This is a genomic window from Variovorax sp. GW821-FHT10D07, from assembly GCF_059415325.1.
Window position 1 is genome coordinate 1 of the sequence record NZ_JBWKMZ010000004.1, and the last position, 23,482, is coordinate 23,482.

The following is a 23,482-nucleotide window of genomic DNA, read 5'->3' on the forward strand; positions in this document are numbered from 1 at the left end:
TCGCTTGGGTCTGGCTCGCTGAAGCACGTATCCTCGCTACTAGGCTGGCCGCGTAGATCATTTCAAATACACCCTCTGAGCACTGCGTGAGGGCGTCGTTTTCTCGACGGTCGGGCCGGGATGCTGATAGCCTGAGGTGCCGCGCTCAGCCATCGCAACCCAGCCCTTCTCGCCATGCCCGACTTCCGCTCGCCCGAATTCCTGATCGGCCACGTGCAGCACACGCTCGCGTTCTACGACGGCCGCAGCCTCGATCCGAGCGGCGGCTTCTTCCACTTCTTCAAGGACGACGGCACGGTCTACGACCGCCGCACGCGCCACCTGGTGAGCAGCACGCGCTTCGTCTTCAACAACGCCACCGCCTGGCGCCGCTTCGGCCGGCCCGAGCACCTGGCGGCGACGCGCCACGGCCTCGCGTTCCTGCAGCGCGCCCATGCGCATCCGCAGGGCGGCTACCTGTGGGAGCTCGACTGGCACGAGGGCCGCGCGCAGGTGCGCGACGGCACCCACTACTGCTATGGCCTGGCTTTCGTGCTGCTCGCGCATGCGCATGCGGCGATGGCCGGCGTGGACGAGGCACGCGCGGGCATCGAATCGACCTGGCAGCTGCTCGAGCGGCATTTCTGGGAGCCGCGCCACCAGCTCTATGCGAACGAAGCCACTGCCGACTGGGCGGTGTCTCCCTACCGCGGCCAGAACGCCAACATGCATGCCTGCGAGGCGATGATGGCGGCCTTCGAGGCCACGGGCGATGCGAAGTACCTGGACCGCGCGGCGACGCTGGCGCAGGCGATCGCGCTGCGCCAGGCCGACATGACCGGGGGCAGGGTCTGGGAGCACTTCCGCGAGGACTGGTCGGTCGATGCCGACCACAACCGCGGCAACCGCGCCGACATCTTCAAGCCCTGGGGCTTCCAGACCGGCCACCTGACCGAATGGACCAAGCTGCTGCTGCAACTCGAGGGCCTGCTCGCCGGTCGGGGCGTGGAGACCGGCTGGATGCTGCCGCGCGCGCAGTCGCTGTTCGAGGCGGCGATGCGCCACGGCTGGGACGCCGAGTTCGGTGGCCTGGTCTACGGCTTCGATCCCGAGGGCGCGCTCTACGACGGCGACAAGTACTTCTGGGTGCAGGCCGAGAGCTTCGCGGCCGCCGCGCTGCTCGCGGTGCGCACCGGCGAGCCGCGCTACTGGGACTGGTACGACCGGATCTGGGACTACGCCTGGCGGCACATGATTGACCACGAGCATGGCGCCTGGTTTCGCATCCTGTCGCGCGACAACCGCAAGCTCAGCGACGAGAAGAGCCCGGCCGGCAAGACCGACTACCACACGATGGGCGCCTGCCACGACGTACTGCGCGCCCTCCGCGCATGAGGCCACTCAGAACACCGACAGCCCCGTGCGCGCCACGAACATCTCGAGCGCCTTCATGCCCAGCAGCGAGTTGCCGGTGGCATCGAGCGCGGGCGACCACACGCTGAGCGTGAGCCGGTCGGGCACCACGGCCACGATGCCGCCGCCCACGCCGCTCTTGCAGGGCAGGCCGATCGAGAAGGCCACGTCGCCCGCGGCGTCGTAGGTGCCGCAGGTGAGCATCAGTGCGTTGATGCGCCGGGTCTGGCGCTCGCTGGTGATCGCGGCCTCGCCGTCGATCGGGTGCGCGCCGTCGCGGCACAGGTAGCCGGCGGCGCGCGCGAGCTGGCGGCAGCTCATGCGCAGCGCGCACTGGTGGAAGTAGGTGTCGAGCACCTCGGTGACGTCGTTGTCGAGCTTGCCGAAGCTCTTCATGAAGTTGGCCAGCGCCACGTTGCGAAAGCCGGTCTCGGCCTCCGAGCGCGCGACCTCCTCGTCGAAGCCCACGGGCTCGCCCGCCAGGCTGGCCATGAGCGCGAGGATGCGCGCCTTGGCGCTGCCGCCCTCGGCGCGCGCATGGCTCACGAGCCGGTCGGCGACCGCGATCGCGCCGGCATTGATGAAGGGATTGCGCGGCTTGCCCTGCTCGTTCTCGAGCTGCACCAGCGAGTTGAACGGATTGCCCGAGGGCTCGCGGCCGATGCGCTCCCACAGCGCGTCGCCCACGGCCTGCATGGCGAGCGTGAGCGTGAACAGCTTGGACACGCTCTGGATCGAGAACGGCGTGTCGGCATCGCCGGCCGCGGCCTCCTCGCCGTCGCAGGTGCGCAGCGCGATGCCGAACTGCCGCGCGTCGACGCGCGCGAGCGCCGGGATGTAGCTGGCCACCGTGCCGGCCTGGCCCAGCAGCGGTTGCATCGCGGCCGCGATCTCGTCGAGCACGGGCTGGAATCGGGTGGATGTCGCCATGTCGCTCGTTCCTTCAGGCGCGGCGCGCGCCGCCGCGGTTCACCAGCACGATGCCCACCGCCACGCCGGCCAGCGCCACCACCAACTGCGGCGTGAGCGGCTCGGACAGCAGCAGCACGCCGAACACCAGCGCGAACAGCGGCGTGAGGAAGGTGAAGGAGGACATCTGCGTGGCCGGGTAGTGGCGCAGCATCCACATCCACGCGAGGTAGCTCGCGAAGGCGCCGATCACGGTCTGCAGCGCGATCGAGGTCCAGGCCCAGGTCGAGTAGTGCGTGCCCCAGGTCTCGCCGAGCAAGAGCGAGATCACGGGGCAGACCGCGGCCGTCACCGCGACTTGGTAGAACAGCGTCTTCTCGGCGCTCGCGGTGGCGAGTCTGGTGGCACGCAGGGTCAGCGTGGTCAGGCCCCACAGCATGCCGGCGGCGAGCGCCAGTGCATCGCCACGCAGCTGCGACGAGGAGGTGTGGCCGAAGCCTTCGCTGAAGGCCAGCACCACGGCCGCGAAGGCGATCGCGAGCCCGGCCCACTGCAGGCCGCGCAGCCGCTCGGCCGGCACCCAGCGCGGCAGGAACAGCGAGACCCAGAACGGCGCCGTGTAGAGGAACACCGTGAGCCGCGAGGCGCTGGTGAGTTGCAGGCCCAGGTAGATGCCCGCGAACTCGCCCGCGAACAGCAGCCCCGCGAGCAGCCCGCCGGGCAGCGTGCCGTCGCGCTCGAACAGCGGCACCTTGCGCCAGGCGCACCACAGCCCCAGCAGCACGACCGCGCCGGCCATGCGCATCGAGGCCTGCCACATCGGCGGCACCTCGGCCACGGTGGTCTTGATGAGGATCTGCTGCAGGCCCCAGAAGGCGCAGCAGACGACGAGCAGGCCGATGGCGAGCGCGTCGAGGTGGGTTTTTCTCTGGATCATCTGTTGTTCGTTCTTCGCAAGGCGGGCCCGCCCGCATCGCGCGGCGGCGCCGACGATCCTAGCGCGCGGGCGCTTCCCCGCTACCATCCGGGTTTCGTTCCCGGGTACCGCCCCTCCCGTTCCTGGTTCCGCATCCGGTATAGATGCGGGGCCCGGGAGGCATGCATGGGCATGCGGAATCTTTCATGGCTGCTGCTCGCGGCCAGCATCGCGGCGGAGGTCGTCGGAACCCTCGCGCTGCGCCATGCCGACGGCTTCACGCGCGCACTGCCCTCGGCCGTGGTGGCGGCGGCCTATGCGCTCGCGATCTGGCTCATGGCGCTGGCGGTGCGGCAGCTCGAGGTCGGCCTGGCCTATGCGGTCTGGGCCGGCGCCGGCACCGCGCTGATCGCCGTCTGCGGCGTCTTGCTGTTCGGCGAAGCGGTCTCGCTCGCGCGCTGCCTCGGCGTGGCGATGATCGTGCTCGGCGTGGTGGTGCTCCACCTCGACCCGCGCTGAGGCTTCAGCGCCCCGCGACCGGGTACGGCGGCTTGCCGCGCGTGCCCACCATCAGGTCGGGCACCACTGCCTCGACGTCGGGCAGCGCGCGCGCCGCGCGTTCGAGCTGGCGCGCCAGCGCGGGCGAGGGCACGCAGCCCTGCAGGTAGACCCAGCGCCGCTGCACCATGACCCACACGCTGCCCCGGCGCACACCCGGCACCGCCTCGAGCGCGGCGCGCACCTTGGGCGCGAGCGGCTTGTCGTAGCGGTAGGCGTTGCTGTCGCTGCATTTGCCTGCGAGCCAGCAGCTGGTGCCGCGCTCGAGCCGCGAATGGATCTGGATGCGGCGCTCCTCGGCGGTGTAGAACGGGCCTTCGGGTTCGGGGCAACCCGGCAGTCCGGCCGAGACGCGGAAGAAGGGATCGTCGAACCAGTTCTGCTTGAGTGGCGCGGCGGCGTCCTGCGCGCTCGCCGCATGCGGCGCGGCAACGGCGCACAGCAGGGCTAGCACCGGCGCCGCGTACTTCACAAAGGATGTTCCGTGTAGAAGCGGCCGCCGTGGAACAACAGCGGCGAGGCGCCGGCGTCGTGGCTGCAGCGCTCCACTTCGCCGACGAAGATCACGTGGTCGCCCTCGTCGTAGCGGCTGCGGTTGAAGCACTCGAAGCTCGCCGCGGCGCCCGCGAGCACCGGCGCGCCGCCCAGGCCCTCGGTGAAGTCCACGTCGGCCCAGCGGTCGATGTCCTTGGTGGCGAAGCGCTCGGCCAGCGTCTTCTGGCTGGCCGCCAGGATGTTCACCGTGTAGTGCGAGCCGGCCCGCAGCGCGGCCATCGAGGCGGCGCTGCGCGACAGGCTCCACAGCACCAGCGGCGGCGACAGCGAGACCGAATTGAAGGAGTTGGCGGTGAGTCCGACCAGCGTGCCGTTGGCCGCGCGCGCCGTGACGATGGTCACGCCGGTGGCGAACATGCCGAGCGCCGCGCGGAATTCAGCGGACGAGAAGGTGGGCGGCTGGGCGCGGCGCAAGGTGGTCACGAGGGAGCGGGAACGGTGGAGGGCAGGGGCCTATTCTGGCGCACCCGTCTTTCCCGCCCCCGGCGCGGCCGACATCACCTCGGTCACGAAGCGGGTGTAGGCCGCCGCGGCCGGCGAGGGCGTGCGGCCCGCGAGCGTGACCAGGCCGTAGTGGGTGCGCATGCCTTCGAGGCCCGCGATGGGCAGCGGCACCAGTGGCTGGGTCTCGTGGCGGAAGGCCGGCGCATCGGGCGCCAGCACCACGGCGCGCGCCGTGAGCGCGAGATGGCGCAGGGTGCCGGTGTCGTCGCAGACCAGGTTGAACACGCCGCGGCCGGCGTGCTTCGCCTGGCGCTCGAACTGAGTGGCCACGCGCGCGGGCAGCCTGGGTCCGGCGACCGGGTAGTCCATCGCCTGCTCGAGCGTGACCGACGCCAGCCTGCGCAGCGGATGGCGCGGCTGCACGAAGAACGACACCGGCACGTCGGGCAGCCGCATCGTCTCGAGGCCGCCCTGGCGCGCGAGGTCGCGCGTGTCGGCGATGAACAGGTCGATCTCGCGCCGGTGCAGCCGCTCGGCCAGGGTGGCGGTGTCGGCCACCTCGGTGCGCACCGAGAGCTGCGGATGCCGCTGCACCAGCAAGGTCAGCGCCGCGCGCCCGAGCATGCCGGCCGCGAACGGCCCCAGGCCCACCTGCAGGCTGCCGGCGGCCAGGCCCTCGAGCTGCAGCACGTCCTCCTTGAGCTGGCGCGCGTCGATGAGCAGTTCGCGGGCGCGCGCGAGCACCAGCTCGCCGGCCTGCGTGAAGCGCACCGTGCCGTAGGCGCGGTCGATCAGCCGGACCTGCAGGCCTTCCTCGAGCGCCTCGATGCTGCGCGAGAGCGCGGGCTGCGAGAGGTGCGAGGCCTGGGCCGCGCGGCCGAAGCTGCCCTGCTCGGCCAGGGCGACGAGGTGCTGGAGCTGGCGCAGCTGCATCGTGATCTTGTGTTTTTCTTCAAATCGATCGACGTATTTTGCATTTGCCAATGGTTTGGCGGCTGCCCAGAATCGCGCCACTTTCCAGCTTCCAGCTTCGCGCCAGGCCGCACCATGCATCTCCTCCCCGTCCTTTCACGCGCGCATCGCGCCGCCGCCGCCTGCGCCGCGCTGGCTTGCGCCATGGCCTTTGCGCAGCCGGCAACGCCCCTCGCGCCCAAGCCGCCGGAGCCCGCCACGCTGGCCGCCAATGCCGAGTTCGCGAAGACGCTGCCCTTCGCCGACCGGCGCGATTTCGAGGACGCGATGCGCGGCTTCATCGGCACCGTGCCCGACGCGCTGGTGCCCGGCGCCGGCGAGCGCCCGGCATGGAGCATGAAGCCCTATGGCTTCCTGCAGGCCGACGCGCCGGCCGACAGCGTCAACCCGAGCCTGTGGCGCCAGGCGCAGCTCAATGCGATCCACGGGCTGTTCCGCGTGACCGACCGGGTCTACCAGGTGCGCGGCTTCGACATCGCGAACATGACCATCGTCGAGGGCGACAGCACGCTGATCGTGATCGACCCGCTGCTCGCCGCCGAGACCGCGGGCGCCGCGCTCGCGCTGTACTACCAGCACCGGCCGCGCAAGCCGGTCGGCACCGTGGTCTACACGCACGGCCACGCCGACCACTTCGGCGGCGTCAAGGGCGTGGTCGACGAGGCCGACGTGGCGGCCGGCAAGGTGCAGCTGATCGCGCCCTCGGGCTTCATGGAGACCGCGGTGGCCGAGAACATCCTCGCGGGCAACGCGATGAGCCGGCGCTCGCAGTACCAGTTCGGCTCGCTGCTGCCGCCCGGCGTGCGCGGCCAGGTCGACACCGGGCTGGGCAAGGCGCTGGCACGCGGCACCGTCACGCTGATCGCGCCCACCGCCACCATCGACAAGCCGACCGAGGAGCGCACCATCGACGGCGTGCAGTTCGTGTTCCAGCTCGTGCCGGGCTCGGAGGCGCCGTCCGAGATGCTGATGTACCTGCCGCAGTTCCGCGTGCTCAACATGGCCGAGGACGTGACGCACACCATGCACAACCTCTACACCATCCGCGGCGCCGAGGTGCGCGACGGCAGCCTGTGGTCGAAGTACATCGACCAGGCGCGCGTGGCCTTCGGCGACAGGACCGACGTGCTGATCGCCCAGCACCACTGGCCCACCACCGGGCGCGAGCGCATCGTCGAGCTGCTGAAGAAGCAGCGCGACATGTACAAGTTCATCAACGACCAGTCGCTGCGGCTGCTCAACCACGGCTACACCGCGGCCGACATCGCCGAGACCCTGCGCATGCCCGCGAGCCTCGAACAGGAATGGTCGGCGCGCGGCTACTACGGCACCCTGCGGCACAACGCGAAGGCGGTCTACCAGAAGTACCTGGGCTGGTACGACGCCAATCCCGCCAACCTGAATCCGCTGCCGCCCGTGGCCCAGGCCCGCAAGACGGTGGAGTACATGGGCGGCGCCGAGGCGGTGATCGCGCGCGCCCGCGGCGATTTCGCCAGGGGCGAGTACCGCTGGGTCGCGAGCGCGATGAGCCAGGTGGTGTATGCCGATCCCTCGAACCGCGCGGCGCGCGAGCTCGGCGCCGACGCGCTCGAGCAGCTGGGCTACCAGTCGGAGGCCGGCACCTGGCGCAGCGCCTACCTGGTGGGCGCGATGGAGCTGCGCAACGGCGTGCCGAAGATCCCGTCGGGCGGCACCGCCAACGCCGACACGCTCAAGGCCGTGAGCAACGACCTGTTCTTCGATTACCTCGGCGTGCGCCTCGATGCCGCGAAGGCCGAGGGCAAGCGGCTGGTCATCAACTGGAACTTCACGGATTCGAAGCAGCAGTTCGTGCTGACGCTCGAGAACTCGGCCCTGACCCACATCGCCGGGCGGCAGCCGGATGCCGACGCCACGGTGACGCTGAGCCGCGCCACGCTCGACGCCGTGACGCTGAAGCAGACCAGCTTTCCGGCCGCGGTGCTGGCCGGCAAGGTGCGCATCGAGGGCGACCGCGCGAAGCTGGCCGAGCTGATGGCGATGCTCGACAGCTTCGAGCCGATGTTCCCGGTGGTGGAGCCGCGATGAACGCGGCTCAGGGCAGGTCGGGCAGCGGCATGCCGCCGACGACGACCTGGCCCAGCGTGTCCAGGTAGGTCTGCCAGAAGCGCGTGGGCTGCTGGCCCTTGCCGGGCCGGCCGAAGTCGCACACGCCGGTGGGGAAGGCGGCCTTCAGGCGCGACCATTGCGCGTCCGAGAACACCACCGTGCCGTAGCTCGCGCGGTCGAGCGGCGCGAGCTGGCACTCGAGCACGTCGCCCGTGATGGCCTCGCCGGCCGCCATGCGCGTCGAGCCGTCGGCCAGGCCGGTGCATTCGAGCATCGAGAGCCCCGTGCCATCGGCGTTGCCGCAGCGGTCGTTGGCGCTGGCCGGGCGATGGGCGATCACCTTCCGTGCGAGCGGCGTGGCGCCGCCGTCCCGCTCGATCCCACCGAGCCAGGCATCCATCGTGTCGTAGGCCTCGCGCTGGCTGCCGGCCTGGTACCAGATCGCCTGGTTGGCGTGGCCGCCGTTGGCGCGGTCGAGCCGTGCGCGCAGGGTCCACGAGCGGTGCTGGTGATGGATGCCGCTGATGTCGAGCGTGCGGATGTCGATGATCGCCACCTGGCCCAGGCCGTTGGCCTGGTTGAACGAGCCGGAGCGGTACGAGGCCTCGATCGCGCCCGGATCGGCCGCCACGCGCGGCGCCTGCAGCGCGTAGTCGATGGTGTGCGAGCCGATGTTCGCGTTGAGGTCCACGAACTGCTCGGCGCTGATGCGGCCCGCCTTCAGCGCGAGCAGGCCGTACTGCAGGCCCACGTTCGAGTAGGGCCGGTTGGCGAAGCCGTCGGGTCGCTTGCCGAAGATCGAGATCGCCGAGTCGGCCGAGGTGCAGCGCGCGCCGCCGGGGTTGAAGGTGGCGTCGTAGCGCGCGCCCGGGGGCGCGTCGCAGCCGCCGAGCGCGGTGGGCGAGGTGCCGGGAAGGTTCGCGATGTTGGTCGCGTAGGGGTTCAGGTTGTTGTTGAACTTGTAGAAGTCGATCCACTCGGTGCACACGGCGGTGTTCAGGTGGCCCGAGGCGGCCGCCTGCTGGTCGGGCGTCCACGCGGTGGCGGTGCGGCCGAAGTAGTTGCGCAGCAGCGCGCAGTCCTCGACCTCGTTGCCGGTCGATCCCGCATCGGGAAAGGAGGCGCCGACGATGATCCCCTGGTAGAGGCCCGGATAGGCGTTGGCCATCCACTGCTGGGCGATGGCGCCGCCCGAGCTGCCGTAGCCGAAGGTGTAGCGCAGCTCGCCGTAGGCCTCGACGATGCGCTCCTTGGCCATCATCGTGGCCTCGGCCTGCACGGCGATGTTGCAGTTGTGGCCCGAGTCGTTGAGCGACACGGCCAGCACCGCGAAGCCGCGCGAGAGCGCATCGCGGTCGAGCACACGCTGCGAGGACAGGGCGTTGGACTGGCCGTAGCCGTTGCCGCAGCCCGAGCCATGCTGGATCAGCAGCTTGCGGTTCCACGCGGCCTGCGGCTGCCACGGCGCCCAGGGCTTCGCGGGGTCGAACAGCACTGCCACGTCGTAGTAGTCGCGGTCCTGCACGCCGGTCTCGATGCGCACCACGAAGGGCACGGTGCGGCCCTGGTCGGTGGTGGTGGTGGCGATGTCGGCCGGCGGCCGGGCCGGGTCGTAGGGCTGGAAGCCGGCCACGGCCGGATCGCTCGACAGGTACTTGAAGCCGTAGCTCACGGGGCGGTTGCAGTCGGCGTCCTGCGCGCCGGCATCGCAGGCCCAGGGCTGGATCTGCGGGCCGTAGAGGATGCGCCCGCCGTTGGCGTGGTTCGTGATCACTAGCGACGACAGCGCCGTGTCGCCGGCGCGCGCGCTCAGCAGATGGCGGCCCTCGCTCATGCCGGTGACCAGCCCCATGAAGCGCTCGCCGGGCCGCATCGCGAACGCGGACGACACGTCGGTGCCGTCGAGCTCGATGCGCAGCGCGCTCGCCGCGATGCCCGCGGCCGGCACGATCTCGACCAGCGCGTCGCCGCCGCTGACGAGGTCCGCGCGGTTCGACAGCACCTTGATGTCTGCTGCCGCGGTCGTCGTTGCGGGCGGCTGCGCGGGGTTGCCCGTGCTCGCGGGCGGAAGGCCCGCGAAGCGCGCGCCGCCATCGCCGCCGCCGCAGCCGGCGAGCAGCGCGCCGCCGCCGATGCACCACGCCGCCAGCAGCACGCCGCCGCGGCCGCTCCATGTCTTCTCGCTCATCGTGTCTCCAGGTATTGATTGGCGGCGCGATGCTAGGCAGCGCGCGCGGCCATGGCTTCCACGAAACGGCGCGGCTTTTCAGAATCTTGCAATTGCTTGCGGGCGCTGCGGGCAAACCTGCATGCCCGCGGCGGGCCGCGCGTCGGACACTCGTGCCTTCCTTCCCCGACAGAAAGACCAGACGCCCGTGCAGACCTTCGCCGAGCGATTCGACACCACGACCGCGTCCCGCACGAAGTTCGAACCCGAGGCGGTCCTGCTGCAGGACCAGGGCCTCTGGCCCGGGCTGCGGCTCGAGGAGTGGCGCGGCTCGGGCGGCGAGATGCCCGAGACCGTGCTGTTCCAGCACGGCGTGATGCTGCATCACGAGGCACTGACCTCCGCGCGCATCCACTGGTCGGGGCACCGGCCGGTGACGGGTGACTTCGCACCGGGCAGCTTCGGCATCTTTCCCGCCGGGCTGTCGTACAGCGGGCATGCGCGCGGCCGCTGGCGCGGCGTGGTGCTGGGGTTGACGCCGGGCCTGGTGCAGGCCGTCTCGAGCTCGCCGGGCGCGAGGACGGTCGAGCTGGTGCCGGGCAACGGCATCCGCGACGGCTTCGTCTGGCAGGCCAGCCTCGCGCTCGCCGCCGACATCCGCGAGGGCTATCCGGGCGGTGCGATCTACGGCGAAAGCATCGCGGTGGCACTGGCGGCCTACCTGCGGCGGCACCACGCGGCCGATCCGCGGCTGCAGGTCGAGCGCATCGAGGCCGGCGACGCGCTGCGCCGGCGCGTGCAGCAGTTCATCCTCGACCAGTTGCAGGAGAAGCTCACGCTCGCCGAGATGGCCGCCTTCGTGCAACTCGATGTCTATTCGTTCGCGCGCTGGTTCAAGCGCGCCTTCGGCATGCCGCCGCACCGCTACCTGATGGCCGCGCGGATCGCGCGCGCGAGGACGCTGCTGTTGCGCACCGAGCTGAGCCTGGTCGAGATCGCGCTGCAGTGCGGCTTCAGCAGCCAGAGCCACCTGTCGAGCGCGTTCCGGCGCTTCGCCGGCATCGCGCCCGGCAGCTACCGGGCGCGCGGGAGGGAATGAGGCGGCGGCGTGCGCCGCTCACGCCTTCAGCAGCTGGAGCCGCACCAGGCTCTCGGCCGTGGCGACGATCGCCTCCTCGGCCGAGCACGGATTCCATCCGAGCAGCCGCCGGGCCTTCTCGCTGGTGGCGTTCATGTTCACGCCGAGCATCGGCACGACGGCCTTCATGCGCGGGTCGGTCTTCGCGCCGAGCCGCACCAGCCAGTTCGGCAGGGCTCGCGTCGACACCTTCTGTGCCGCCGCGCCCATGCGCTCGCGCAGGATGCCCGCCACGTCGGCCAGCCACAGGCTCTCGCCCGCGATCGCGAGGAAGCGCTCGCCCTTGCCGGCCGGATGGGTCATCGCGAGCAGGTGCAGGTCCGCGACATCGCGCACGTCGACGAAGCCCGAGTTGATCTTCGGCGAGCCGGGCTGGCCGTCCATCATTCCCTTGATGATCTGGATCGAGTGCGAGAAGTCGGCGCCGAGCGCGGGGCCCAGCACCGCGGTCGGATTGACGGCCGCGAGCTCGAGGCCACGGCCTTCCTTCTCGACGAAGGCCCACGCGGCGCGCTCGGACAGCGTCTTCGACTTCTGGTACGGCGCGACATCGCCCGCGAGGTTGCTCCAGTCCTCTTCATTGAAGGGCCGGTCCATCGGCCCATGGCCGACGCCGACCGCGCCGAAGGCCGAGGTGAGGACCACGCGCTGGACGCCCGCGTCGCGCGCGGCACGCAGCACGCGCAGGTTGCCGTCGACGGCCGGCCGGACCCAGTCCTCGTCGGTGGCGTAGGTGCCCGATGGCGTGGGCGAGGCGCCGTGGATCACGTAGGTGCATCCCTTTGCGGCCTCGGCCCAGCCGGCGTCCGCGCCCAGGTCCGCGACCACGAAGCCCAGCCGCTCGCCCGGCTCGGCGCCGCCCGTTCTGAGGTGCTCGCGGACTCCGCTTCCCGCGCGAGCGTGCGCACGGTCGTGCGGACGCGAAATCCCTGGGCCAGCAGCGCGAGGATGCAGTGCTGCGCGATGAAGCCGGTGCCGCCGGTGACCAATACCAAAGCCTGTTCCATGTCCGTTCCTTGTTCGTGTGTGATGCGAGATGGGGAACGATATTTCGAGGGGCTCGGACTGTGAATGCTTGGGCGTACGCTTTGCTTGCGCGATAGTACGAAGATGAGCGCCGATCCTTTCTCCGACATCCTCAAGCTGACCCATGCGCAGAGCCTGGTGACCGGCGGCTTCACGGCCGGCGGTACCTGGGCTCTCCGTTTTCCGGCGCCCGACAAGATCAAGTTCTTCGCCGTCGTGAAGGGCCACTGCTGGGTCCGCATCGAGGGGGAGCCCGAACCCGCGCGCTTCGAGACCGGCGACGTGGGGCTTTTGTCGGCGCACCGCTGGTCGATCCTGTCCAGCGATCCCGAGGTCGAGCCGGTCGATGCCATGGGCCTGTTCTCGGGCGCGGGCCGCTCCTCGGCGCAGCTCGGCGACGGCAGCGAGTTCGCGCACATCGGCGGCCATGTGCTGCTCGACCCGGTCAGCGGGCCCTTGTTGTTGAATGCGCTGCCGCCGTGGATCCATGTCCGCGCGTCGGCGCCGCAGGCCCCGGTGTTCCGCTGGCTGCTCGATCACCTGATGGAGGAGCGCACGCAGGCACAGCCGGGTGCGCAACTCGCCGCGGCCCAGCTCGCGCAGCTGCTGTTCATCCAGATCCTGCGCGCGCACCTGGGAACCTCGGGGCCGCTGGTCGCGGGCTGGCTGCGCGCGCTGAGCGAGCCGCGCATCGCGCCGGCCCTGCGGGCGATGCACGACGATCCGGCGCGTGCCTGGCACCTGGAGGAGCTGGCCAGCGCCTGCGCCATGTCGCGCACCACCTTCGCCTCGCACTTCAAGGCCGTGGCCGGCATCGCGCCGCTGGGCTATTTGACCGAGTGGCGCATGCGCCTGGCCGAGCGCGCCCTGGGCGAGGACGACACGCCGGTCGCGCTCGTGGCGCAGAGCCTGGGCTACACCTCCGAGAGCGCGTTCAGCCATGCCTTCAAGCGCGTCACCGGGAGTTCGCCGACGGCCTACCGGCAGGCGCTGCGCGCGGGGGCGAGGGTGGGACTCGCGGGCCGCGAGGCGGCGCCGCAGGAATCCTAGGCGCGCGCCGCCCCCTTCAATCGCGCGACCACTGCAGGGTCGCGTCAATGGGCGCGCGCGAGGTCCTGTAGCCGTTCGCCGGATCGTCCGCATCGGCACGGCCGAAGGAGATGCCGCACACGACCTGCTGGTCGGCGGGCAGGCCGAAATGCGCGCGGATCGCCGTGGCGTGCCGCGCCAGCGCGGCCTGCGCGATGGCCGCGACGCCGTGCGCCTCGGCCGCCAGCAGGAAGTTCGCGACCCAGCCGCCGGCGTCGACCAGCGCATAGGGCCCGAGCTCGGCCGGCACGGTGACGACCAGCACGTGAGGGGCGCCGAAGAAGTCGAAGTTGCGCAGTGCCTGGATCGCCGAGGCGTCGCGATCGCCGCGGCGCACGCCGACGGCGTCGTAGAGCTGCAGGCCGGCTTCGCGGCGCCGCTCGAGGTGCACGCCGCGGTACCCGGCGGGAAAGGGAAAGTCGCCGGCCGGCGGCTGCGCGCGCGCCGCGGCCTGCATGGCCGCGCGGAAGCGCTCGGTGCCCGCGCCGCGTGTCACGACGATGCGCCAGGGCTGCGTGTTGCACCACGAGGCCGTGTGGCGCGCGGTCTCGAACAGGCGCTCGATGGTGGCGTCGGGCAGCGGCTCGTCCAGGAAGGCCCGGCAGCTGCGGCGGCGCGACGCGAGGTGCGCGAGCGTCTGGACTTCGGATGCGCTCAACGCCGCCTCACTCCGCCTGGATGCCGGCGTCCTTGATGCGCGTGCCCCAGGCCGCTTCCTGCTCGACCATGAAGCGCGCGAACTCCTCGGGCGGCGCGGGATAGGGCTCCAGGCCCAGCGCCGCGAAGCGTTCCTTGATCGCGGGCTTGTTGAGCGACTTGACGACTTCGGCGCTGAGCTTCGCGACGATGTCCGGCGGGATGCCGGCCGGCCCCATCAGTCCACCCCACGCGATGTACGAGAAGCCCGGAAAGGTCTCGCCCAGCGCCGGCAGGCCCGGCATCAGGACCGAGCCCTTGTCGGCCATCATGGCCAGCGGCCGCACCTTGCCGTCCTTGACCAGCCCCTGCGACGAGGCCAGGTCCACGAACATGAAGTCGAACTGGCCGCCCACCAGGTCGACCAGCGCCGGCGGCGTGCTGCGGTAGGGCACCGCGATCGCCGAGAACTTGCCGACGTTCATCAGGTGGGCGCCCGCCACCTGGCCGGTGGCGTTGCCGTAGCCCATGGTGTTCTTCGCGCCGCCGCGCACGGCCTTGAGGAAGTCGGCGACGTTGGTCAGGGGCGAGGTGCCATTGACCACCAGCACGAACGGGAAGTTGGTGGTGCGCGCGATCGCGGTGAAGTCCTTGATCGGCGCGTAGTTGAGCTTCTTGTAGAGCCAGGGATTGGCCGAGTGGGCCGAGCTCGTGCCCAGCAGCAGGGTGTAGCCGTCGGGCGCGGCCTTGCTCACGGCCTCGGCGGCGATCGAGCCGTTGGCGCCGGGCTTGTTGTCGATCACGATCGGGGCGCCCAGTCCCTTGTGCACGTCCTCCATGAGCACGCGCGTCATCACGTCGGTGCCGCTGCCCGCGGCGAAGGGCACCACGACGCGGATCGGCTTGGCGGGATAGGGCTGGGCCGAGGCCGCGGCGCAGGCCAGGGCGAGCGCGCCCGCCGCGAGCGCCTTCGCCAGGAAGGAATCCAGAATCTGCATGCGTGTCTCCTGCCGCTGAGGGCTTGTTGTGGGTCCGGTCGGTCGATGCGTGGCGTGCGTGCCGTGTGTCTCAGTAGGACTTGGGCAGCCCCAGCACCTTCTCCGCGATGAAGCACAGCACCAGCTCGGGGCTGATCGGCGCGATGCGCGGAATCATGATCTCGCGCAGGTAGCGCTCCACGTGGTATTCCTTCGCGTAGCCGAAGCCGCCGTGCGTCATCACCGCCTGCTGGCAGGCGTTGAAGCCGGCCTCGCCGGCCAGGTACTTGGCGGCGTTCGCGGCCGCGCCGCAGGGCAGTCCGCTGTCGTACTGCCAGGCCGCCTGCATCACCATGAGCCAGGCCGCCTCGAGCTCGATCCAGTTGCGGGCCAGCGGATGCTGGATGCCCTGGTTCTGGCCGATCGGGCGGTTGAAGACCACGCGCTCGTTGGCATAGGCGGTGGCGCGCTCGAGCGCGAGCTGGCCCAGGCCGACCGCCTCGGCGGCGATCAGCACGCGCTCGGGGTTCATGCCGTGCAGGATGTATTCGAAGCCGCGGCCTTCCTCGCCGATGCGGTCTTCCACGGGAATCTCGAAGTCCTCGATGAACAGCTCGTTCGAGTCGACGCACTTGCGGCCCATCTTCTCGATCTCGCGCACCTCGATGCGGCTGCGGTCGAGGTCGGTGTAGAACAGGGTGAGCCCGTGCGTGGGCTTCTCGACCTCCTCCAGCGGCGTGGTGCGCGCGAGCAGCAGCACCTTCTGCGCGACCTGGGCGGTCGAGATCCAGACCTTGCTGCCGTTGACCACGTAGCGGTCGCCGCGGCGCTGCGCGCGCGTGCGCAGCTGGGTGGTGTTGAGGCCGGTGTTCGGCTCGGTCACGGCGAAGCAGGTCTTGACCTCGCCGCGCGCCATCGGCGGCAGCATGCGCTGCTTCTGGGCCTCGCTGCCGAACACGACCACGGGGTTGAGCCCGAACACGTTGATGTGCACCGCCGAGGCCCCCGACATCCCGGCGCCCGAGCGCGAGATGGTTTGCATCATCACGGCCGCATCCGCGATCGAGAGCCCCGAGCCGCCGTATTGCTCGGGAATGCAGATGCCCAGCCAGCCGTCCTGGGCCAGGCTGTCGGCGAACGCCGTGGGGAAGCCGCCTTCCCGGTCGCGTTCGAGCCAGTAGGCATCGTCGAAACGGCGGCAGATCTTCTGGATGGAATCGCGGATGGATTCCTGTTCGGCGCTGAGCTGGAAATTCATGGACGGGCGACAGGTTGAAAACCCAATCATTCATCTATGTGTTCAATATTGACATGGGGGAGAACACCTAGACTGATCGCCGATGGAGATGATTTTCCCCTGGGGGCGAGCAAAAACCCGAAGTCAAAAGAGTTTGTCGAGTCAGCAAAAGCGTTTCAGGAGCTTGGCGATATTGTTCATGTATGTGTACTATTCGTGCACGACAAAGAACAATCATCAGGAGACGCATGACAGTTCCCCCCACGCCCGCGCCGCTCGCGGGCTTCCGCATCGTCGACATGAGCACGGTGCTCATGGGCCCGGTCGCGACCCAGGTGCTGGGCGACTACGGCGCCGACGTCATCAAGGTCGAGCCGCCCGAGGGCGACGTGATGCGCCACGCCGGCATGGCGCGCACGCCGCGCATGGGGGCGATGTATCTGGCGAACGGCCGCAACAAGCGCAGCATCGTGCTGGACATCAAGCAGCCGGCCGCGAAGGAGGCGCTGTTCGCGCTCTGCCGCTCGGCCGACGTGTTCATCCACAACGTGCGTCCGGCCGCGATGCAGCGCGCCGGGCTCGGCTACGAGGACCTGCGCGCGATCAATCCGTCGATCGTCTACGTCGCGCTCGTGGGCTACAGCGAGCACGGCCCCTATGCCAACCAGCCGGCCTTCGACGACATCATCCAGGCCGGCGCCGGCGTGTCGGGCCTGTTCGTGCGGGCGGGCCTGGACGAGCCCGTGTTCGTGCCGATGACCGTCGCCGACCGCGTGACCGGGCTGACGGCGGCGCACGCCACGCTGGCCGCGCTGCTGATGCGCGAGCGCACCGGCATCGGCCAGGCGATCGAGGTGCCGATGTTCGAGACGCTGGTGCAGACCGTGCTCGGCGACCATCTCAACGGACAGGCCTTCGAGCCGCCGATCGGCGAGTCGGGCTACAGCCGCCTGCTCACGCCGCACCGCCGGCCCTACAGGACGCTCGACGGCTACATCGCCGCCACGCCCTACAACGACAAGCAGTTCCGGGCCTTCTACGCCGCGATCGGCCGCGCCGACGAGATCGACAGCAATCCGCTTTTGGGCAGCCAGAGCGCGCGCGCCAGCAACTACCACGCGACCTACGCGCAGCTCGCCGAGATCATCGCCACCCGCACCACCGACGAGTGGCTCGCGCTGTGCCGCGCGCACGAGGTGCCGTGCGCGCGCGTCAACTCGATCGACGACCTGCTGGTCGATCCGCACCTCGAGGCGGTGGGTTTCTTCGAGCGCGGCGAGCATCCGTCCGAAGGCCGCATCGTGCAGATGCGGCCCAGCACGCGCTGGAGCAGCGCCGACGTCTCGATCCGGCGGCATGCGCCGCGCATCGGCGAACAGAGCGTCGAGCTGCTGGCCGAGGCCGGCTTCGATGCCGCGCGCATCGAAGCGATGCTGGCCGAAGGCAGCACGGTCGACGGCCGCCCCGGGCCGCGCGACTGAATTTCTTTCCCTCCGCTTCCACCCACGCACAGGACCCACCATGGCAGGCCTCTACTTCGAGCAGTTCGAGATCGGACACATCTTCCAGCACGCGACCACGCGCACCGTCACCGAAACCGACAACCTGCTGGCGACCGTGCTCAGCATGAATCCGCAGCCGCTGCACCTGGACGTCGAGTTCGCGGCCAAGACCGAGTTCGGCCGCCCGCTGGTCAACAGCACCTTCACGCTGGCGCTGGTCATCGGCCTGTCGGTCAGCGAGACCACGCTGGGCACCACCATCGGCAACCTCGGCATGCGCGAGGTCACGTTCCCGAAGCCGGTGTTCGCGGGCGACACGCTGCGCATCGAGACCACGGTCAAGAGCAAGCGCGTCTCGAAGTCGCGGCCCGACGCGGGCATCGTCGACTTCGAGCATCGCGGCTACAACCAGCGCGGCGAGATCGTCTGCGTCTGCCAGCGCGCCGCCTTCATGCGCCGGCAGCCCGAACCGGCCCTCGCATGACGGGCGGCTCGTCGCCGGTCGATGCGCGCGACTTCGACCTGCGCGGCCTGCTGCGCGCGGACGACTGGATCGTCTGCGGCCAGGCCGCGGCCGAGCCGCTGACGCTGACGCGGCGGCTGATGGCGGACGACGGCGCGGCGCTGCCGTCGACGGTGTTCCTCGGCACCACCCTGTCGGCGAGCTTCGACGGCCCGGTGCCGCGGGGCCTGCGCTTCGTCTCGTACGGCGCGATGGCGCGCACCTGCGGCCTGGCCGACCGCGGCCTGCTCGAGGTGCTGCCCGAGCGCTACGCCCTGCTGGCCGGGTTGTTCGCCGAGGGCACGCTGCGCGCCGACGTGGTGCTGCTGCAGGTGGCGCCGGGCGGAGCGCACCGGCCGCCGAGCCTGGGTCTGGCCAACGACTACACGCTGGCCGCCGCGCGGCGTGCCCGCGTGGTGATCGCGGAGGTGAATCCCGCCGTGCCCTGGACCCATGGCGCGGCGCTGCCGGCCGACCTGCGCGTCGACCACTGGGTGGCAGCCGACGGCCCGCCGGTCGAGCTGGCGCCGGCACGTTTCGGGGCGGTGGAGCAGGCGATCGCGCGCCATGTCGCGGCCGCCATCCCCGAGGGCGCCACGCTGCAGACCGGCATCGGCAGCCTGCCCGATGCCGCGCTGGCCGAACTCGGCGGGCACCGCGACCTCGGCATCCATTCGGGCGTGCTCGGCGACGCCGGCGCGCGGCTCGTGCGCACGGGCGCGGCGAACAACAGCCGCAAGGGCATCGACGCCGGCATCTCGGTGACCAACACCGTGATCGGCAGCGCCGAGCTCTATCGCTGGGTCGACGACAACCGGGCCGTCGAGGTGCGCCCCGCCTGCTACACGCACGCGGCCGAGGTCATGGCGCGGCTGCATCGCCTGTGCGCGATCAATGGCGCGCTCGAGGTCGACCTGTCGGGCCAGGTCAACTGCGAGGCCATCGGCGGACGCCAGCGCGGCGGTGTCGGCGGCCTGCTGGATTTCGCGCGCGCCGCGCGCCAGTCGCCGGGCGGGCGTGCCATCACCGTGCTGCCGGCCACCGCCGACGGCGGACGACGCAGCCGCATCGTGCTCGACCTCGCGGGCAACCCGGCCACCATCGGCCGCGCGGACGTGGACCTGGTCGTCACCGAATTCGGCGCCGCCGACCTGCGCCACGCCACGCTGGACCAGCGGGCCGAGCGGCTGATCGCGATCGCCGCGCCTGAATTCCGCGAAGCGCTGGCCCGCGGCTGGCGCGCATCCATCGGGGGGAGAAGGGCATGGCACTGACACAGGGACCGCTCGCGGGCATCCGCGTGCTCGAGTTCGCGGGCATCGGCCCGGGGCCGCTGTGCGGCATGCTGCTCGCGGACATGGGTGCCGAGGTGCTGCTGGTCGAGCGCAAGGAGGCGGTCGACATCGGGCTGCTGCGGCCGCGGCGCTTCGAACTGCCGCACCGCGGCAAGCACTCGATCGCGATCGACCTCAAGGCGCCCGAGGGCGTGGCGCTCGCGGCCGATCTCGCCGGCGCGGCCGACGTGCTGGTCGAGGGCTTCCGGCCCGGCACCATGGAGCGGCTGGGGCTCGGCCCCGAACCCTGCCTGGCGCGCCAGCCGGCGCTGGTCTATGGCCGCATGACCGGCTACGGGCAGCACGGCCCGATGAGCCGCGCCGCGGGCCACGACCTCAACTACATCGCGCTGGCCGGCGCGCTGCATGCCATGGGCCGGGCCGGGCAGGCGCCCACGCCGCCGCTGAACCTGGTCGGCGACTATGCGGGCGGAGCGCTGAACCTGGCCTTCGGCATCGCCTGCGCGCTGGTCGAGCGCGGCCGCTCGGGCCGCGGCCAGGTCATCGATGCGTCGATGGTCGAGGGCGCGGCCCTGCTCATGACCTCGTTCTTCGGCCTCTATGCGGCCGGCATGCACGCGGCGCCGCGCGGCTGCAACCTGCTCGATTCGGGCGCGCCGTTCTACGAGGTCTACCGCTGCGCGGACGGCGCCTGGGTTGCGTTCGCCGCGATCGAGCGCAAGTTTCGCGCGGTGTTCGCCGAACGCGCCGGCCTTGCGCCCGATGCGCTCGCGGGGCTCGACGATCCTGCCACCTGGCCCGCGGCCAAGGCCATGCTCGGCGCGCTGTTCGCGAGCCGCACGCAGGCCGACTGGTGCGCGCTGTTCGAGGACTGCGATGCCTGCGTCACGCCCGTGCTGTCGCACGAGCAGGCGGTGGCGCATCCACACAACCGGGCGCGCGCGAGCTTCGTGCAGGTCGACGGCGTCGCGCAGCCCGCGCCGGCGCCGCGGCTGTCGCGCACGCCGGGCGCCATCCAGCGTCCGCCACCCGAGACCGGCGTGGGCGGCCTCGCCGTCGCGCGCGCCTGGGGCATCGGTGGCGACCGGCTCGATGGCCTCCTGCAGGCCGGCGCGATCGCCGGCGCCCTCGATTCCCAATCCAAAGAGATGCCCTGATGCGCTCCTTCCTCTTCGTGCCCGCGGACAGCCCGCGCAAGATCGACAAGTCGTTCACGAGCGCCGCCGACGCGCTGATCCTCGACCTCGAGGACGCGGTGGCGCCGCAGCGCAAGGACGAGGCCCGGCGGCTGGCGCGCGAGGCCCTGGGCCGCGAGCGGGCCGGGCGCCGGGTGTTCGTGCGCGTCAATGCCTTCGACACCGGCCTCACGCTCGCCGACCTCGGCGCCGTGATGCCCGGCGCGCCCGACGGCGTGGTGCTGCCCAAGTGCGCGGGGCGCGAGGACATCGTTCGCCTCGACCACGTGCTCGACGGCATGGAGGCGGCGCTCGCGCTGCCGCCGGGCCGCACCTCGATCATTGCCGTGGCGACCGAGACGCCGGCCGCCGTGCTGGGGCTCGCCGGCTATGCGGGAAGCAGCGCGCGGCTGTGCGGCCTGATGTGGGGTGCCGAGGACCTGGCGGGTGCGCTGGGCGCGTCGTCGAACCGCACGGACGGGCGCTACCGCGCGCCGTTCGAGCTCGCGCGCAACCTGTGCCTGCTCGGCGCCGCGGCGGCCGAGGTGATGGCCATCGACGCGGTCTACACCGACTTCGCCGATGCCGAGGGGTTGCGCGCCGAGGCCTCGGCGGCGCGCGTCGACGGCTTTCGCGCCAAGGCGGCGATCCATCCGGACCAGTGCGCCGTCGTCAACGCGGCCTTCGAACCCTCGGAGGCGGAGCGCCGCTGGGCCCGCGCCGTGCTGGACGCGCTCGCCGCCACGCCCGCGGGCGTGGCGAGCCTCGACGGCCGGATGATCGACCGGCCGCACGAGGTGCAGGCGCGCCGCATCCTCGGCCTGGCCGCTCCGGGCGGGCCGGTGGGCTCCGGCTAGACTTCCCGCCGGTACCGGGCCCCACTCCGTCGTCAGTCAGAAGGAAATTTTCATCCGTGGATGTCAAGCAGGTCGTCAACGCCCTGGAGCTGATCGAGTTCTTCGCGACGCATCGACGGCCGGCCACGCTGGCCGAGATCTCGAAGCATTTCGGCTGGCCGCGCTCGAGCACCTTCAACCTGCTGGGCACGCTGGCCAATCGCGGCTACCTGTACGAGCCGCGCGCGCGCGAAGGCGTCTATCCCTCGCCGCGCTGGCAGCAGCTCATCGATGCGATCGAGCGCGCCGCGCCGCTGCCGCCGAGCCTGCGCACGCTGCTGGAGGCGCTGTCGAAACGCACCCAGGAGACGGCCGTGCTCGGCGCCATCAGCGGCGGCCAGGCGCTGTTCATCGATGCGGTCGAGTCGCCGCATGCCGTGCGCTATTCGGCCGCGCCCGGCAAGCTGGTGCCGCTGCACGTCACCGCCACCGGTCGCGCGCTGCTGTCGCAGCTGTCCGACGCCGACCGCGCCACCGTGCTGCGCAAGGCCGTGTTCGAGCGCTACACGCCGACCACGCTGATGAGCGTGGAGGCGGTCGAGATCGAGATCGCGCGCTCGATCCAGCGCGGATGGTTCGAGGGCGCCGCGGAGTTCACGGCCGACCTCGGCGGCGTGGCGCTGCCGCTGCAGGTGGGGCAGCGCCAGTTCGCGCTGCTGGTGGGCGGTCCGATGTTCAGGATCCAGCCGCGCCGTGAAGAGCTGGCGCGCATCATGCGCGAGGAGATCGCGGCGCACCTGCCGGACGCCGGTCTTCAGCCGAAGAACCAGTAGCAGACCGCGATCGCCGCGACCACCCCCGCCAGCTCGGCCAGCAGCGCGCAGGCCACCGTGTGCCGCGCGCGCTGGATGCCGACCGCGCCGAAGTACACGGCCAGCACGTAGAAGGTGGTCTCGGTGCTGCCCTGGATGGTGGCGGCCGCGAGCGCGGGGAAGCTGTCGACGCCCTGGCTCTTCATGGTCTCGATCAGCATCGCGCGTGCCGCGCTGCCCGAGAAGGGCTTGACCAGCGCGGTCGGCAGGGCGTCGACGAAGCGCGCGTCGAAGCCGCCCGCATGGACCAGCCAGCGCACGCCCTCGAGCGCGAGATCGAGCGCGCCCGAGGCGCGCAGCACGCCGATCGCGCACAGCATCGCGACCAGGTAGGGGAGCAGGTTCTTCGCGATGTCGAAGCCTTCCTTGGCGCCCTCGATAAAGCATTCGTAGACCTTCACGCGTTTCAGCGCGCCGGCCAGCAGGAAGGCGACGAGCACGCCGAACAGCGTGAGGTTGCCCAGCAGCGAGGAGAGCGAGGCGATGGCCGCGGCCGAGAGCGTGCCCAGCAGCGCCATGAAGCCGCCGAGCAGCAGCGCGCCCGGCAGCAGGTAGGCCAGCACCACCGGGTCCCACAGCTTGAGCCGCTGCACCGCGGCCACCGACAGCAGCCCGACCAGCGTCGAAGCACTGGTGGCCAGCAGGATCGGCAGGAACACCAGCGTGGGATCGGCCGCGCCCTGCTGCGCGCGGTACATGAAGATGGTGACCGGCAGCAGCGTGAGCGAGGAGGCGTTGAGCACCAGGAACAGGATCTGCGCGTTGGTGGCCGTGACCGGATCGGGGTTGAGCCGCTGCAGCTCGCGCATCGCCTTCAGGCCGATCGGCGTGGCGGCGTTGTCCAGGCCCAGCGCGTTGGCCGCGAAGTTCATGGTGATCAGGCCCAGCGCCGGATGGCCGGCCGGCACGCCGGGCATCAGCCGGCGGAACAGCGGGCCGAGCATGCGCGCGAGCCAGCCCACGAGGCCGGCCGCTTCGGCGATGCGCAGGAAGCCCAGCCACAGCGTGAGGGTGCCGAACAGCAGCACCATGACCTCGACCGCGAGCCTGGCCATCGCGAACAGGCTCTCGACCAGCGCCGCGAAGACGGCCGGGTCGCCGCCGAGCAGCCAGCGGCCGAAGGCGGCCAGCGCCGCCACCAGGAAGAAACCCAGCCACAAGCCGTTGAGCACCCTTTTCTTACCTCTTTTCTTAGC

The 23,482-nt window shown here is 71.1% G+C and carries 21 protein-coding genes and 1 pseudogene; 11 read left to right on the forward strand and 11 right to left on the reverse strand.

What is annotated here, in order from left to right; all coding sequences use genetic code 11:
- Positions 1 to 174: 174 nt before the first annotated feature.
- Positions 175 to 1,374, forward strand: coding sequence for an AGE family epimerase/isomerase (locus AC07PU_RS14460; protein ID WP_495318335.1), 1,200 nt, complete (start codon positions 175 to 177; stop codon positions 1,372 to 1,374).
- A 6-nt stretch (positions 1,375 to 1,380) separates the two neighbouring features.
- Here AC07PU_RS14460 and AC07PU_RS14465 read toward each other — a convergent pair whose 3' ends face one another.
- Complete coding sequence (locus AC07PU_RS14465; RefSeq protein WP_208511028.1) at positions 1,381 to 2,322, reverse strand: glutaminase; 942 nt, start codon at positions 2,320 to 2,322, stop codon at positions 1,381 to 1,383.
- 13 nt (positions 2,323 to 2,335) lie between these two features.
- Positions 2,336 to 3,238, reverse strand: coding sequence for a DMT family transporter (locus AC07PU_RS14470; protein WP_495318338.1), 903 nt, complete (start codon positions 3,236 to 3,238; stop codon positions 2,336 to 2,338).
- Positions 3,239 to 3,409: 171 nt separating this feature from the next.
- On the opposite strand from AC07PU_RS14470, the gene AC07PU_RS14475 reads away from it, so the two are divergent.
- Positions 3,410 to 3,736, forward strand: a complete 327-nt coding sequence (locus AC07PU_RS14475; RefSeq protein WP_495318340.1) for a DMT family transporter — start codon at positions 3,410 to 3,412, stop codon at positions 3,734 to 3,736.
- Positions 3,737 to 3,740: 4 nt separating this feature from the next.
- Here the strand turns inward: AC07PU_RS14475 and AC07PU_RS14480 are convergent, their stop codons facing one another.
- From AC07PU_RS14480 to AC07PU_RS14490, 3 genes are read right to left on the reverse strand one after another with little or no spacing between them, the layout of a single operon-like run.
- Positions 3,741 to 4,247: a BON domain-containing protein gene (locus tag AC07PU_RS14480; RefSeq protein WP_495318342.1), complete on the reverse strand. Its 507-nt coding sequence runs from the start codon at positions 4,245 to 4,247 to the stop codon at positions 3,741 to 3,743.
- Positions 4,244 to 4,753 (reverse strand): flavin reductase family protein, encoded by a 510-nt coding sequence (locus AC07PU_RS14485; protein ID WP_431510960.1) that lies wholly within the window; start codon positions 4,751 to 4,753, stop codon positions 4,244 to 4,246. Before AC07PU_RS14485 ends, AC07PU_RS14480 begins: the two co-directional genes overlap by 4 nt.
- A gap of 30 nt (positions 4,754 to 4,783) precedes the next feature.
- Positions 4,784 to 5,707 carry a LysR family transcriptional regulator gene (locus AC07PU_RS14490; RefSeq protein WP_495318345.1) on the reverse strand — a complete coding sequence of 308 codons (924 nt, stop codon included), beginning with the start codon at positions 5,705 to 5,707 and terminating at the stop codon, positions 4,784 to 4,786.
- A gap of 114 nt (positions 5,708 to 5,821) precedes the next feature.
- Between AC07PU_RS14490 and AC07PU_RS14495 the strand changes: the two genes are divergently transcribed.
- On the forward strand, positions 5,822 to 7,813 hold the full coding sequence (locus tag AC07PU_RS14495; protein WP_495318347.1) for an alkyl/aryl-sulfatase: 1,992 nt from the start codon (positions 5,822 to 5,824) through the stop codon (positions 7,811 to 7,813).
- Between the two features lie 7 nt (positions 7,814 to 7,820).
- On the opposite strand, the gene AC07PU_RS14500 is transcribed toward AC07PU_RS14495, so the two are convergent.
- Complete coding sequence (locus AC07PU_RS14500) at positions 7,821 to 10,022, reverse strand: DUF6351 family protein (RefSeq protein ID WP_495318349.1); 2,202 nt, start codon at positions 10,020 to 10,022, stop codon at positions 7,821 to 7,823.
- A gap of 187 nt (positions 10,023 to 10,209) precedes the next feature.
- Here AC07PU_RS14500 and AC07PU_RS14505 point away from each other — a divergent pair, with 187 nt between their 5' ends.
- On the forward strand, positions 10,210 to 11,100 hold the full coding sequence (locus tag AC07PU_RS14505; protein ID WP_177239346.1) for a helix-turn-helix domain-containing protein: 891 nt from the start codon (positions 10,210 to 10,212) through the stop codon (positions 11,098 to 11,100).
- An 18-nt stretch (positions 11,101 to 11,118) separates the two neighbouring features.
- Here AC07PU_RS14505 and AC07PU_RS14510 read toward each other — a convergent pair.
- Positions 11,119 to 12,146, reverse strand: a pseudogene (locus AC07PU_RS14510) (SDR family oxidoreductase).
- 103 nt (positions 12,147 to 12,249) lie between these two features.
- On the opposite strand from AC07PU_RS14510, the gene AC07PU_RS14515 reads away from it, so the two are divergent.
- Complete coding sequence (locus AC07PU_RS14515; protein ID WP_495318351.1) at positions 12,250 to 13,215, forward strand: AraC family transcriptional regulator; 966 nt, start codon at positions 12,250 to 12,252, stop codon at positions 13,213 to 13,215.
- Positions 13,216 to 13,231: 16 nt separating this feature from the next.
- Here AC07PU_RS14515 and AC07PU_RS14520 read toward each other — a convergent pair whose 3' ends face one another.
- The 3 genes from AC07PU_RS14520 to AC07PU_RS14530 form a co-directional block, all read right to left on the reverse strand.
- A complete protein-coding gene (locus AC07PU_RS14520) occupies positions 13,232 to 13,912 on the reverse strand; it encodes a nitroreductase (protein WP_495318353.1) in 681 nt (226 codons plus the stop codon).
- A 7-nt stretch (positions 13,913 to 13,919) separates the two neighbouring features.
- The gene (locus tag AC07PU_RS14525) at positions 13,920 to 14,888 is read right to left on the reverse strand and encodes a Bug family tripartite tricarboxylate transporter substrate binding protein (RefSeq protein ID WP_398495517.1); all 969 of its coding nucleotides are present in this window, start codon (positions 14,886 to 14,888) and stop codon (positions 13,920 to 13,922) included.
- A 70-nt stretch (positions 14,889 to 14,958) separates the two neighbouring features.
- On the reverse strand, positions 14,959 to 16,125 hold the full coding sequence (locus AC07PU_RS14530; RefSeq protein ID WP_490878222.1) for an acyl-CoA dehydrogenase family protein: 1,167 nt from the start codon (positions 16,123 to 16,125) through the stop codon (positions 14,959 to 14,961).
- Between the two features lie 227 nt (positions 16,126 to 16,352).
- On the opposite strand from AC07PU_RS14530, the gene AC07PU_RS14535 reads away from it, so the two are divergent.
- From AC07PU_RS14535 to AC07PU_RS14560, 6 genes are read left to right on the forward strand one after another with little or no spacing between them, the layout of a single operon-like run.
- Positions 16,353 to 17,585 carry a CaiB/BaiF CoA transferase family protein gene (locus AC07PU_RS14535; RefSeq protein WP_495318356.1) on the forward strand — a complete coding sequence of 411 codons (1,233 nt, stop codon included), beginning with the start codon at positions 16,353 to 16,355 and terminating at the stop codon, positions 17,583 to 17,585.
- Between the two features lie 40 nt (positions 17,586 to 17,625).
- The gene (locus AC07PU_RS14540; RefSeq protein WP_203203631.1) at positions 17,626 to 18,090 is read left to right on the forward strand and encodes a MaoC family dehydratase; all 465 of its coding nucleotides are present in this window, start codon (positions 17,626 to 17,628) and stop codon (positions 18,088 to 18,090) included.
- Positions 18,087 to 19,382 carry an acetyl-CoA hydrolase/transferase family protein gene (locus tag AC07PU_RS14545; RefSeq protein ID WP_495318359.1) on the forward strand — a complete coding sequence of 432 codons (1,296 nt, stop codon included), beginning with the start codon at positions 18,087 to 18,089 and terminating at the stop codon, positions 19,380 to 19,382. Before AC07PU_RS14540 ends, AC07PU_RS14545 begins: the two co-directional genes overlap by 4 nt.
- A complete protein-coding gene (locus AC07PU_RS14550; RefSeq protein WP_495318361.1) occupies positions 19,373 to 20,560 on the forward strand; it encodes a CaiB/BaiF CoA transferase family protein in 1,188 nt (395 codons plus the stop codon). The genes AC07PU_RS14545 and AC07PU_RS14550 overlap by 10 nt, the downstream gene beginning before the upstream one ends.
- A complete protein-coding gene (locus AC07PU_RS14555) occupies positions 20,560 to 21,435 on the forward strand; it encodes an HpcH/HpaI aldolase/citrate lyase family protein (protein ID WP_296781975.1) in 876 nt (291 codons plus the stop codon). Before AC07PU_RS14550 ends, AC07PU_RS14555 begins: the two co-directional genes overlap by 1 nt.
- Positions 21,436 to 21,491: 56 nt before the next feature.
- Positions 21,492 to 22,247 (forward strand): IclR family transcriptional regulator, encoded by a 756-nt coding sequence (locus AC07PU_RS14560; protein WP_203203635.1) that lies wholly within the window; start codon positions 21,492 to 21,494, stop codon positions 22,245 to 22,247.
- Here the strand turns inward: AC07PU_RS14560 and AC07PU_RS14565 are convergent.
- A complete protein-coding gene (locus AC07PU_RS14565) occupies positions 22,229 to 23,458 on the reverse strand; it encodes a nucleoside recognition domain-containing protein (RefSeq protein WP_495318363.1) in 1,230 nt (409 codons plus the stop codon). The two genes, AC07PU_RS14560 and AC07PU_RS14565, sit on opposite strands and share 19 nt — an antisense overlap.
- Positions 23,459 to 23,482: the final 24 nt, after the last annotated feature.